The sequence below is a fragment of the Nocardioides sp. NPDC051685 genome, from assembly GCF_044453405.1.
Classification (GTDB): Bacteria; Actinomycetota; Actinomycetes; order Propionibacteriales; family Nocardioidaceae; genus Nocardioides.
Window position 1 is genome coordinate 124205 of the sequence record NZ_JBITCR010000011.1, and the last position, 12806, is coordinate 137010.

Sequence of the window (12806 nt, forward strand, 5' to 3'; positions counted from 1 at the left end):
CTCCTTTAGTTGCGGTGGAACCTCAGGGTGCGGACCTCGAAGGCACCGAGGCTGAGCGCGACGACACCGCCGTCGGCGCTCACCTCGGCGATCGGGTCCTCGACGAGCGAGATCTCCTCGACCCGCTCGAAGCTCTCGGCGACGCGCAGCTCCCCCTGCGTACGCGCGCCGGTCGACTCGTAGACACGCACGACCAGGTCGCCGGAGCGGTCGGCGGCGAGCTTGACGCTCGAGACCACCAGGCCCTCGCCGGAGACGGTCACCAGCGGCTCGACCGCATGGGCTCCGGACACAGGACGGGCAGGCGTGTTGAGCGCGGCCCCCGCCTCCGTCGCGACCTCGACGGTGGCCCCGATGACCAGCCCGTAGCGATGCGTCTGCACACCCTGATCGGTCTCCGGGTCGGGGAAGCGCGGCGCCCGCAGCAGCGAGAGCCTCATCTCCGTCGTCAGAGCCGTCGGCCGGGTGACGTCGAAGCCGTACGTCGAGTCGTTGACCAGCGCCACCCCGAACCCCGGCTCGGAAGCCAGCACCCAGCGGTGCATCGAGGTCTCGAACTTCGCCGCCTCCCAGGAGGTGTTGGTGTGGGTCGGGCGGCGGTGGTAGCCGAACTGGGTCTCGGCGAGCGTCTGCTCGGCCTTGACGTCGAGCGGGAAGGCGACCTTGAGGAACTTCTCGGTCTCGTGCCACTCGGTGCTCTGCGCGATGTCGAGCACCCGCGAGCCCGGCGCCAGCGACAGGGTCTGCGTGGTCGAGGAGTCGGCGGAGATGGGCCGCTCGATGACCAGTCCGTCCTCGGTGATCTGGATCGAGGTGACCTCGCGCAGGTCGGTGACCCGGTTGCGGTAGAACCGGTCCACGTCCCAGGCGTCCCACATGTTCGGGAAGTCCTGGTGGAGCTGGAGCAGGTTGGCCTCGGCCCCGGCCGGGATCGCGTCGCGCCCGGTCGCCAGGTCGACCGCCGAGGTGATCAGACCCTCGGCGGAGACGGTGACCTCGACGACCCCGTTCCCCAAGACGTACGTCCCGTCCCGCTCGACCACGGAGACGGCTGCCACGGGCTCGGCCGCCAGCACCGCACCCGATCGCCCCTCGGCACGCAGCGCGACCGTTCCCTCGCCGGTGAGCGCCTTCAGCGCCCGGGAGATGAGAGCCTCGGCGGCCGCGGCGACCCGGGCGTACTGCGCCGCCGCCTCCCGGTGCACCCACGCGATCGACGTCCCGGGCAGGATGTCGTGGAACTGCTGCAGCAGGATCTGCTGCCACAGCGCGTCCAGCTCGTCGTAGGGGTAGTCGAGCAGACCGCGAACGGCCGCGGTGGCCGACCACAGCTCGGCCTCGACGAGCAGGTGCTCGCAGCGCCGGTTGCCCTGCTTGGTGCGGTGCTGGGAGGTGAGGGTGGCGCGGTGGAGCTCGAGGTAGAGCTCCCCGACCCACACCGGAGCGTCCGTCAGCTCCTCCCGGGCCGAAGCGAAGAAGTCGTCGGGGTGGCGCCAGGACACCTGTGCGGAGCCTTCGAGGTCACGGAGACGACGCGCCTTTCCGGCCATCTCGCGGGTCGTGCCGCCACCGCCGTCGCCCCAGCCGACGGGCGCGATCGACCCGGTGGCGACCCGGTTCTCCCGGAACTGCCGCGACGCCTTGGCGACCTCCGCGCCGGAGAGCCGGGAGTTGTAGGTGTCCATCGGCGGGAAGTGGCTCAGGATCCGGGAGCCGTCGATGCCCTCCCACTCGAAGGTGTGGTGGGGGAACTTGTTCACCTGGTTCCAGCTGATCTTCTGGGTGAAGAACCACTCGAACCCGGCCCGCTTCATGAGCTGCGGCAGGGCCGGCGAATAGCCGAAGGAGTCGGGCAGCCAGACGCCGCGACAGCGGATCCCGAACTCGGTCTCGAAGAACCGCTGGCCGTAGAGGAACTGTCGCACCAGCGACTCCCCCGACGGCATCGTGGTGTCGGACTCGACCCACATGCCGCCGAGCGGGATGAAGCGGCCCTCGGCGACCGCGGCCTTGACCTTCGCGTAGACCTCGGGGCGGTGCTCCTTGAGCCACGCATACTGCTGGGCGCTCGACATCCCGTAGCGGAAGTCGGGGTCCTCGCCGAGCAGCTCGGTCATCGAGGAGGTGGTGCGGGCGACCTTGCGGATCGTCTCGCGCACCGGCCACAGCCAGGCCGAGTCGATGTGGGCGTGGCCGATCGCGGCGATCTGGTGGGCGGAGTCGTGCGCGGTCGCCTCGAGCACCCCGACGAGCGACTCCCGGGCCGAAGCGGCGGTCTCCCGGATCCGCTGGAGATCGACCCGGTCGAGGGCGTCGTCGATGGCCTGCAGGATGCGGAACTTCCGCGGCCCCTCGGGCAGCTCGACCTGCAGCTCGTGGAGCGTCTCCAGGTCGAGGCAGAGCTCGAAGACATCCTGCTCGAAGACGGCTAGCTCGATCCGCCGGGTCGTGTAGAGCTTCTTGGGCGAGGACGTCTGGATGTCCCCTTCCTGGGTGGGCAGGAAGGGGTGGTAGTCGAGCAGCACCGGGTTGGCCGCGGCCTCCAGGAAGAGCTCGATCTCCTCACCACCGACCGCCTCGGACGCCACCAGCACCCACTGGTTGCGCGGGTTGAGGCTCTTGATGGGCTCGCCGTCGGGTGTGTAGACCAGCCCCTCGCACTGGAAGCCTGGCATGTTCACGTCGAAGCCGAGGTCGCAGACCAGCTCCACCCGCTTCCCGGCCCACTCCGCGGGCACGGTCCCGGTGATCCTGAACCATGCGGTCCCCCAGGCCGGGCCCCAGTCGCTGCCGACCTCGAAGGGCTCGTACGTCAGCTCCAACCCCTCCGCCGGAGCGATCGGCTCCCCGGGCAGCTCGTGCCATTCGACGCTCACGGGCGCCGAGCTGGAGTGCACGGCCGGCCACAGGCGCTCCTTGAGGACCCGGCTCACACGGCCTTCGGTGAGGTGTACGTCGTCGTGCATCAGTGCTCGTCCTGTCTGTTGTCTGCCTGGTCGGCGTTGTCGGCGTCGTCTTCGATGAACTCCAGCTGCGTGAGCACGCAGTCGGTCGACGCGGTGAACCGTACGGCGCTCGCCACGACCGGGGCTCCGCACCGGACCCGGAAAACCCGGGTCTGACCAGCCCAGACGTACGTCTCACCGACCCGCTCCTCGCGGGCCGTCGTCGCACCGGTGGGGTCGAGATAGTCCAGCTCCCAGGCCAGGTCGCCCGGCTCGGCGGAGGTCACCGTGTAGAGGGAGAGCCGCCGCTCGCCGATGAGCGGGACCTCCACCTGCTCGCCCGCGCCCAGCGCGATCGCGGTCTCGCCGGTGTCGTCGGTCAGCGAGTCCGGGACCGCCACGGTCGTGTCGGTCACCGGTAGCCCGGGCGCGATCCACGAGGCCGAGGGTGGCCGGGAGTCCTTCGCCCAGCTGCACGGCGTCTCGGAGAGCTCGATGACCAGGTGCGCACCTCCGGCCAGGCGCGCGTGCGGGATCGAGATCTCGTCCCAGGGCGTGCCGTCGAGGGTCACCGCGCGGATGTACGCACCGGTCCCGACCGCCTCGATGACGATCTCCCGGCCCGCCACGGGCCGCAGCACGGTCCGCCGCACCGACGGCGGCACGATCACGTAGGCGGCCGAGCCCGGCACCAGCGGATAGAGCCCGATCGTGGCGAAGACGTACCAGGCCGACATCTCGCCGTTGTCCTCGTCACCGGGATAGCCCTGACCGAGGTCGGAGCCGACGAAGAGCCGGGCGAGGCAGTCCCGGACGATCCGGTGGGCGTCGTCGTGCCGCCCGGCGAACATGTACATGAACGGGATGTGGTGGGCCGGCTGGTTGGAGAGGCCGAGCATCCCCATGCGTACGTCCCGGGCCTCGGTCATCTCATGGATCGCGAACCCGTAGTGACCCGACAGCGACGCCGCGCCGGTCTCGGGCCGGGCGAAGAAGGCGTCCAGCTTCGCACCGAGAGCCGCCTCGCCGCCGTGCAGCTCGGCCAGTCCGGCGCCGTCGTGGGGCGCGGTGAACGCGGTCCCCCAGGCGTTGGTCTCGGTGTAGTCGTGACCCCACACGTCGGGGTCGAAGTGCCCGTCGCAGGCGTCCCGCCACTCACCTGATGGAGTCCGCCCGATGAAGAACCCACGGTCGATGTCGAACACGTTCCGATACCCCAGCGCCCGCCGCGCGAAATAAGCCTCCTCAGCAGCCAGATCCTCCGCAACGCCGGATACGACGGGACGTTCCTGCCCATTACCAGCCGGTAGACCGACAAGAACGTCCCGTCGTATCCGAGCCAACCGGGAGATGGCCCAGTCGTTGATGGCGTTGTCCAGGGTCCAGGACAGGCCTTCGTGGGTCTTGGTGTCCACGTGGCCGCGGAAGATCGCCTTTCGCAGGCCCTTGCGGCCCACACGTACGTCCTCCGGCGGGACGGTCGCGTTCTTCAGCGCCGAGGCGTAGGCGGTCGCCAGGTCGACACCGGGTACGCCCCGCAGCGCCAGGTCGGCCAGGACCGTGTCGAAGGTGGTGCCGGTCATGCAGTCCTCGGCCGCCGGAGCGCTCCAGCGGGGCGTCCAGCCGCGGTCGCGGAAGTGCTCGACGAAACCCTCTGCGAGCGAACCGGCGCCGGCCGGGTCGAGCAGCGCGAGCAGCGGCCACGCGGTGCGGTAGGTGTCCCAGAAGCCGTGGGTGACCGTCATCGGCGCGTGCCGGACGGTTGTCAGGTCGTAGGGCGAGACGTGCGCGTGGAACGGCCCCTCGCCGTATCGGTTCGGGTAGAGGAAGACCCGGTAGAGGCCGGACCGGATCGAGACCAGCTGGTCCTCGCTCGCCCCCTCGACCTCGGCGGTCGCCAGCGCCCGCTCCCAGGCACTGCGAGCCCGTGCGGCCATCTCGTCGAACGACCCGGCGGTCGCGAGGTTGGCTGCCGCCTGCTCGTCGCTGACGGTCGAGATGCCCAGGCGTACGTCGACGGGCCCGGCCCCGCTCAGCGCGATGTGGCCGCGGAGCCGGCCCCCGCCCAGGCGCAGCTGGGAGGTTCCCTCGACGCGGAGGTGGATGTGCTGGGCGGGCTTGCCCTCGCGGTCGTCGAGGAGGGCCCGGACGATCAGGCCGTCTCTACCGTTCTCGCAGGTCAGCGACCGGATCTTGCCGTGATGGTCGAGCACCAGCGAGCGCGCCCCGGTGAACCGCATCCCGAGCGCGAAGTCGCCGGGGACGAGCTCGGCGGTGACGCCGCCGTCGAGGACCACCGCGTAGCGGTGCGGGCCGGCCTCCTCGTCGGCATGATCGAACCCCAGCGCTCGCGCACGCCGGTCGTCGTCGGGCTCGATGAGCGGGCTCGGCATCACCTGGAAGACCCCGTGATCACCCATCCACGGGCTCGGGATGTGCGAGGTCGCGAACGCCTCGATCGCCGGCCGGTTCGGTCCCCTCGCAGTGTCGCGGTGGTGCGCGTGCCAGGCATAGGGCCAGTTGCCCGCCGCGGCATCGGTCATCGGCAGCCCGAAGACGCCGCCGTGCGGCAGTCCGACCAGCGGCGCGTTGTTGCCGCGCGAGAACCGGTCGCTGGAGTGGGTCCCGCGCCGAGTGTCGACCTGGTCGATCGGCTCGGCCGGGAGCACCCGGGCCGGGCGGACCCCGACGTCGTCGACCCACACCCGCGGCGGCACCTCGGCGCCCCGGGCCACGACGAGGAGCCGCTCGATCCGGCGCCCGGCCAGCCCGGTCAGCGCCACCCGGCGCAGGTTCCACTGATCGACCCAGGCCCGCTTCCCGTCCCCCTGCGCGGCCGGGCTCAGCGCCTGCCCGTACTGGTCGACCAACCCGATCTCGCTGAGGCGCCGACCGTCGTCGAGCAGCCCGTCGAGACAGACGTACGTCGAGTCCCACCGCCGCTCGTCGCTCGAGGCCGACTCGGGGAAGACGACGAACCTCAGCTCGTCACCGGCGGCCACCTCGATCGGCACCTCCAGCGGCAGCTCAGCCTCGACATCGCCGAGCCCCGGCGCGACCTCGAAGCACCACGCCCGGAGCGAGGAGTACCCCACGCCCGCACGCGCGTTGACCGGGTCCGCCGGCCCGTTCCCGAGAGACAGGTTCACGCGCACCCCTTCGCTGCGGCGCCGGCGAAGCTGGCGCCCGCGGGGAGCAACGGCAGGATCGCCATCTGGTAGGCGTGGTAGACGTCCGGCTTGCCCGGCCAGACCGTCGCCGAGGGCTGGTTGGCCGGGTCCAGCTCGTGGTGCCACGAACCACCCTCACGGTCGACCAGATGCTCCTCGCAGTAGGCCCACCAGCGGCGTACGTCCGCCAGCGCATCGGCCGATCCGGTGTCGCGGAAGAGCGTCCAGGCAGCGGCGACCGCCTCGGCGGCGACCCAGTGCATCCGCTCCCGCACCACCGGGCGGTCGGCGAGGTCGGTCGTGTAGACGAACCCTGGAGCACCGTCTGCCGCCCAGCCGCGCGAGGCCGCGGCGGCCAGCAGCGACCGCGCGTCCTCGAGCAGCCACGAAGGCGCCGCCGACCCGAGGAGCGTCCGCGCGTGCAGCGCCAGCCGCGCCCACTCGAAGAGGTGCCCGATGGTGACCCCGTACGGCCGGAACGGGTGCCCCGGCTCGTCGATGTTGTAGTCCAGCTCCACGGCCCATGCCGAGGAGAAGTGCTCCGGGAGCCGCCAGTCGTGCTCGCGGGCGAAGCCGTGCACGACCCGCTCCAGGATCCGCAGCGCGCGGTCGAGCCAGACCCGGCGCCCGGTCACCTCGGCGACCGCGAGGGACGCCTCGACGGTGTGCATGTTGGCGTTGACGCCGCGATAGCCGTCCAGGGAGCTCCAGTCGGCGCTCCACACGTCGAGGATCAGCCCGTCGTCCTCGCGCCAGAACCGCTCCTCCATCACGCTCAGCGCATCATCGAGCAGCGCCGAGGCGCCCGGGTGGCCGGCGGCGTACGCGGTGGTGGCGGCGAGGACGACGAAGGCATGGGCGTACCCCTCCTTCACGGTGCTCACCACCTCGCCGGTCTCCGGGGAGACCGCGGAGTGCCAGCCGCCGTTGTCATCATCGTGGAGCAGTCCGGTCAGGGCGGTGACCCCGTGGTCGACGTACGCCGCGGCCCACCCCTCGCCCCGCAGCTGCGCGAGCCCGAAGACGTGGGTCATCCGGCAGGTGATCCAGGTCTCGACGGGCCGATCGGGCGAGAGCCGGCCGTGCTCGTCGAGCCACCCGAAGCCGCCGCCCTCGTGACGGGAGCCGCGCGCGAAGGCCGGCAGGCGCGAGGCCTCCTCCTCGAAGCGGGCGGTCTCGGCGGCGGTCAGTTGCTGGCCCAGTTGCTGGTCGGTCATCCCTTGATGGCCCCTTCCTCGACCCCGCGGAAGAAGTAGCGCTGCAGCACCGCGAAGACGATCACGATCGGGACGAACGAGATCATCGTGCCTGCCGCGATCAGGCGGGGGTTGTTGGTGAACGTGCCGGACAGATACTGCAGGCCGACGGTCAGCGTCAGGTTCTCCGGGTCGGTCAGCACGATCAGCGGCCACAGGAAGTCGTCCCAGGCTCCGATGAACGCGAAGATCGAGATGACGCTGAGCATGCCGCGTACGCCGGGGAGGTTGACGTGGATCAGCCGCTGCCAGGCGTTGGCGCCGTCGACCTTGGCCGCCATCTCGAGCTCGTCGGGGATGGCGGTGAACGCCGCCCGCATCAGCAGGACGTTGATCATCCCGATCATGCCCGGCAGCGCGACCCCCAGCAGGGTGTCGGTGAGCCCGAGCGAGCGGACCGTGACGTACTGGGCGATGATCGTTGCCTCCCCCGGCAGGATCAGGGTGGCCAGCAGCGCCCCCATCACCAGCCGGCTCCCCCGGAAGCGCAGCTTCGCCAGCGCATAGCCCGCCATCGTGGCCCCGATGATGTTGCCGCCCACCACCAGGATCGCGACGATGATCGAGTTCATCGCGTAGTCGACCACCGGCACGACCTCGGCGACCTTGGTGTAGTTGGCGAACGTCGGGTGCTCCGGGATGAACCGCGGGGTCGCGGTGTAGATGTTCTCGTCGATCCCCTTCAGCGAGGTCGACAGCTGCCAGAGGAACGGCAGGATCGTGATGACGAGCACGACCGCCAGCAGCACGTAGCGGACCACGACCTCGCCCGCGGACATCCGGTGGAAGGCGTACGACTTCTGCTTCCTGGCCATCAGCCGTCCTTCCGGTTCAGGCGGGCGAGGAGCACCATCGGCACCAGCGTGAGCACGAAGAGCAGCAGGCTCAGCGCGGAGGCGTAGCCGAGGTGGCCGGTGAAGCCGGTGGAGTACATCTGGATCAGCATCACCACCGAGCTGACCCGGCCTCCGGGCCCGCCGGTGCCGCCAGTCATCACGTACAGCTCGGAGAAGACCCGCAGCGAGGAGACGGTGATCAGGATGGTGATCAGCAGCATCGTGCCGCGTACGCCGGGGACCGTGATGCTCCAGAACCGGCGCACCGGTCCGGCCCCGTCCACGGCGGCCGCCTCGTGCAGCTCGCGGCCCACGTTCCCGAGCGCCGAGAGGTAGATGATCATGTAGTAACCCAGGCCCTTCCAGACCGTCAGGCTGATCGCGCTGAACAGCAGCAGCCAGCGGTCGGTCAGGAACGGCAGCGGCTCCTGGACCACCTTGAGCGCCTGCAGGATCGCGTTGATCGCGCCGCGGTCGTCGAGCATCCAGTTCCAGATCAGCGCCACGACCACCGCCGAGGCGACCACCGGGGTGTAGAACGCCACCCGGAAGAAGGTCAGGCCGGGCAGCTTCTTCTCCACCAGCACCGCCAGCAGCAGCGGCAGCATGGTGAGGAGAGGTACGCAGACCAGCATGTAGAGCACCGAGTTGGTCAGCGCGTAGAGCAGCTGGTCGTCGTCGAGCATGCGCTCGAAGTTGGCCAGCCCGACGAACTCTCCTCCGCCGAGCGGCTTCTTGTTCGTGAAGGCCATGTAGACCGTGTTCAACGCCGGGTAGAGGTTGAACACGCACAGCCACAGGGTCGCGGGCGCGACGAGCAACCAGGGCGTGAACCACTTGTGCTCACGCACCCGGCTGGTCATCCCGGTGGAGTCGGGCACTGTGGAGTCGGTCACTGCGCCAGGAGCTTGTTGCACTCCTCGACGGCCTTGTCGAGAGCTTCCTGCGGGGTGGCATCTCCGCTGATCGCGAGGCCGATCTGCTGGTCGATGATGGTCGACATCGCCGGCGAGACCTTCGGGTTGTTCGGGATGGCGGTGGTCAGGGTCTTCAGGCCGGTGACCTTCGCCTTCGCGGCGACCGAGCCGTCGTCCTCGGTGAAGTAGGGGTCCTCCTGCGAGGCGATGGTGCTCGGGTAGACACCCGGGGCCAGCTTGGCGAACTCACGCTGGTTCTCGGGGTTGGTCACGAACTGGGCCAGCGCGTTCGCGGCGGCGAGGTTCTTGCTGTGGGCGTTGACCGCGAGGCCCTGGACGTACAGCGGGCCGTCGCCGAAGGCCGCGGAGATCTCGGTGCCCTTGGCGAGCGCCGGGTTGGCCTCCTCGAGGCCGGAGATGTTGGCGCTGCCGGTCGTCCAGGCGGCCTTCTCCTGGTTGTAGAGCTCCGCGTTGCCCTGGAAGGTGTCGGTGAGGATGTCCTTGGGCAGCAGCCCTTCGGCGTACGCGTCGGCGTACTTCTGCACGAGCTCGACGGCCTCGGGGGTGTTGAAGGTCAGCTCGGTGCCGTCCTCGTTGAAGATCGGGACGTCGGCCTGCTGCAGGTCGTTGAGGCCGGGCTTGCGGGTCATCAGGTAGACCTTGCCGCCGGACTTCTCCTTCAGGGTCCTGGCCTGTTCGATCAGCGAGTCGAGGTCGGTCGGGAGGTCAGCCGGGTCGAGCCCGTTGTCGCTGAGCATCTTCTTGTTCCAGTAGTTCACGTCGGTGCCGAGATACCACGGGTAGCCGTAGGTGCCGTCGAGCCCGTCGTACTGGTAGCCCTGCAGGCCGCCTTCGACGAACGTCTTCTCCAGGTCGACGTCGGCCTCCTCCAGGTCGAGGAGCTGGTCCTGCTGGGCGAGCGGAAGCGCGAAGTCGGGCGGCAGGTTGGTGACGTCGGGGAGGTCACCGGAGGACGCCTGGGTGAGCACCTTCTGGTCGTAGCCGTCGCCGGGCTGGTCGAGCCAGGTGACCTCGACGCCCGGGTTCTCCTTCTCGAAGTCGGCGATCACCCCTTCGACGTAGTCGGTGAACTTGGGCTTCAGTGCCCAGGTCTGGGTCGAGACCTTGCCCTCGATCTTGCCCCCGAGGTCACCGGCGGACGGCTCGTCACCGGCCCCGCAACCCGTCATCGCAGTAAGGCCCATGGCCAATCCAGCGGCGACCCCCACCAACCGGCGTGCGCTCATCTTCGGCTCCTTGCTGAAACGCTTGATAGATTGGATTTGATAAAGCGGTTAAGTTCGGGCCGTACTATTCACCGAACGAGGTGTGCCGTCAAGGCATCCGTGTGAGGGGCGCCACAGTCGGCCTCCTGCCTCGCCCCAGAAAGGACTTGCCCGATGGCACGACCCACGATCGCGGACATCGCCGAGCGCGCCGGCGTCTCCAAGGGCGCGGTCTCGTTCGCGCTCAACGGACGACCGGGCGTCAGCGAAGAGACCCGGCGGCGCATCCTCGCCGTCGCCGACGAGATGAACTGGCGCCCCCACCGTGCCGCCAGGTCCCTCGGCAACTCCCGCGCCGGCGCCGTCGGGCTGATCCTGTCCCGCCCGGCTCGTACGCTCGGGCTCGAGCCCTTCTTCGGCCAGGTCGTCTCCGGCCTGCAGGCCGGCCTGGCCGAGGACGGCACCGCGTTGCAGCTGCTCGTGGTCGAGGACCCCGAGGCGGAGATGGCCGCCTACCGCAACTGGACCGCCGAGAAGCGCGTCGACGGTTTCGTGCTCCTCGACCCGCTCATCGACGACCCCAGGTTCCCGGCCCTCGAGGCGCTCGAAGTGCCGGTCATGGTGCTCGGCGGGCCGCTTCCCGACACGTCGCTGAGCTACAGCTGGGCCGACGACAGCGAAGCGATGCACGAGGCGGTCGACTACCTCGCGGCTCTCGGCCATCGCCATGTCGTCCACGTCGCCGGCATGCCGCAGTTCCTGCACACCAAGCGCCGGATGGACGTGCTCACCGAGGCCAAGGCGCGTCACGAGCTCGCCGAGGTCGTCTCGATCCCGACCGACTACAGCGACTCCGAGGGAGCGGTCATCACCCGCCGGGTCCTGTCCCGGCGGGAGCGGCCGACCGCGATCGTCTACGACAGCGACGTGATGGCCGTGGCCGGTCTGGGTGTCGCCCTGGAGATGGGTGTGCGGGTGCCGCAGGATCTCTCGATCCTCTCCTTCGACGACTCCCTGCTCGCCCGGCTCACCCACCCGGCGCTGACCGCACTGACTCGCGACACCCAGGGCTGGGCGACCGAGGCCGCGCGGGAGCTGCTCCGGCTGATCGCCGATCCGACCCTCACCGTGCGCCACCAGTCGAGCACGCCGGTGCTCGTGCCGAGAGAGAGCACGGCTCCGCCTGCCGGACACTGATTGCCCCGGTTTACTTAAACGGTTTATATTGCGCGGGTGCCAGCTCACCCGACGCCCTCAGCCACCGTCCCGTTGCGCTTCGGCGCCAACCACGTGCCCTCGTCCGGCTGGTTCTACTCCTGGCTCGACTTCGACGCCGACCAGATCGCCCGCGACTTCGACGACCTCGCCGGCCTCGGTCTCGACCACGTACGCATCTTCCCGGTCTGGCCGTGGATCCAGCCCAACCGCTCGCTGATCCGCTCCTCGGCGGTCGAGGACGTGCTCACCACCATCGACCTGGCCGCCGCCCGCGGTCTCGACGTCTGCGTCGACCTCGTCCAGGGCCACCTGTCGAGCTTCGACTTCCTGCCCTCATGGGTCCTCACCCACCACCAGCGATCGGTCTTCAGCCACCCGGAGGTGCGCGCGGGCCTGCGCACCTATGTCGACACCCTCGCCGGCGCCGTCGCCACCCGGGACAACGTCTTCGCACTCACCCTGGGCAACGAGGTCAACAACCTGTGGCCCTCCAACCCGACCACCATCGCCGACTCGCGTTCCTGGGCCCAGGAGCTCCTCGAGACCGCGCGCCAGGCGGCTCCCGGCCTGCTCTGCCTCCATTCGCTCTTCGACGACGCGTTCTACGCGCCCGACCACCCCTTCGCCCCCGCCGACGTCACCACGCTCGGCGACCTGAGCACCGTGCACTCCTGGGTCTTCAACGGCGTCGGCGCGATCGACGCGCCCCTGGGCCCGGCCACGCTCACGCACGCCGACTACCTGGTCGAGCTCGCTGCTGCGTACGCCACCGAGCCGGGGCGCCCGGCCTGGCTCCAGGAGATCGGCGCTCCCCTGCCGGAGATCACCCCGGAGAGCGTGCGCGAGTTCGTCAGGGGAACGGTCGACCACGTCGTCCAGAACCCGGCGCTGTTCGGCATCACCTGGTGGTGCTCCCACGATCTCGACCGGTCGCTGGTCGACTTCCCCGAGCGCGAGTACGACCTCGGTCTCTTCACCGTCGACCACCGGCGCAAGCCCGTCGCCGAGGCGCTGGCCGAGGCGATCGCGGCGCACAGCGGCCCTCGCCCCTCACCCGCGCCGCGTCAGCGGATCGAGTGCCCCGTCGACCTGCTCCGTGAGCCCGAGCGCCGTGCCGAGGTCGCGCCGGGCAGCGACTTCCACCGTGCCTGGGTCACCGCCCGTGTCGCCGGCCCGGTCGAGATCGTCCCGCCCACCCCCTCCCGCTGACCTCAGCCACCTCTGCGCTCGAGCCCTTT

At 70.0% G+C, this 12806-nt stretch carries 8 protein-coding genes; 2 read left to right on the forward strand and 6 right to left on the reverse strand.

Annotated elements, in window-relative coordinates; genetic code table 11:
* Positions 1 to 5: 5 nt before the first annotated feature.
* From ACIA03_RS25040 to ACIA03_RS25065, 6 genes are read right to left on the reverse strand one after another with little or no spacing between them, the layout of a single operon-like run.
* Entirely contained in the window at positions 6 to 2966 is a 2961-nt protein-coding gene (locus tag ACIA03_RS25040; protein WP_396987605.1) for an alpha-mannosidase, read from the reverse strand.
* The gene (locus tag ACIA03_RS25045) at positions 2966 to 6094 is read right to left on the reverse strand and encodes a GH92 family glycosyl hydrolase (RefSeq protein WP_396987607.1); all 3129 of its coding nucleotides are present in this window, start codon (positions 6092 to 6094) and stop codon (positions 2966 to 2968) included. The genes ACIA03_RS25040 and ACIA03_RS25045 overlap by 1 nt, the downstream gene beginning before the upstream one ends.
* Complete coding sequence (locus tag ACIA03_RS25050) at positions 6091 to 7332, reverse strand: AGE family epimerase/isomerase (RefSeq protein ID WP_396987609.1); 1242 nt, start codon at positions 7330 to 7332, stop codon at positions 6091 to 6093. The genes ACIA03_RS25045 and ACIA03_RS25050 overlap by 4 nt, the downstream gene beginning before the upstream one ends.
* On the reverse strand, positions 7329 to 8186 hold the full coding sequence (locus ACIA03_RS25055; protein WP_396987611.1) for a carbohydrate ABC transporter permease: 858 nt from the start codon (positions 8184 to 8186) through the stop codon (positions 7329 to 7331). The genes ACIA03_RS25050 and ACIA03_RS25055 overlap by 4 nt, the downstream gene beginning before the upstream one ends.
* Entirely contained in the window at positions 8186 to 9103 is a 918-nt protein-coding gene (locus ACIA03_RS25060; RefSeq protein WP_396987613.1) for a carbohydrate ABC transporter permease, read from the reverse strand. The genes ACIA03_RS25055 and ACIA03_RS25060 overlap by 1 nt, the downstream gene beginning before the upstream one ends.
* The gene (locus ACIA03_RS25065; RefSeq protein ID WP_396987615.1) at positions 9100 to 10371 is read right to left on the reverse strand and encodes an ABC transporter substrate-binding protein; all 1272 of its coding nucleotides are present in this window, start codon (positions 10369 to 10371) and stop codon (positions 9100 to 9102) included. The genes ACIA03_RS25060 and ACIA03_RS25065 overlap by 4 nt, the downstream gene beginning before the upstream one ends.
* A 153-nt stretch (positions 10372 to 10524) precedes the next feature.
* Here ACIA03_RS25065 and ACIA03_RS25070 point away from each other — a divergent pair, with 153 nt between their 5' ends.
* Positions 10525 to 11547 (forward strand): LacI family DNA-binding transcriptional regulator, encoded by a 1023-nt coding sequence (locus ACIA03_RS25070; protein WP_396987617.1) that lies wholly within the window; start codon positions 10525 to 10527, stop codon positions 11545 to 11547.
* Between the two features lie 36 nt (positions 11548 to 11583).
* Complete coding sequence (locus tag ACIA03_RS25075; protein WP_396987619.1) at positions 11584 to 12777, forward strand: glycosyl hydrolase; 1194 nt, start codon at positions 11584 to 11586, stop codon at positions 12775 to 12777.
* The last annotated feature ends 29 nt before the right edge of the window (positions 12778 to 12806 follow it).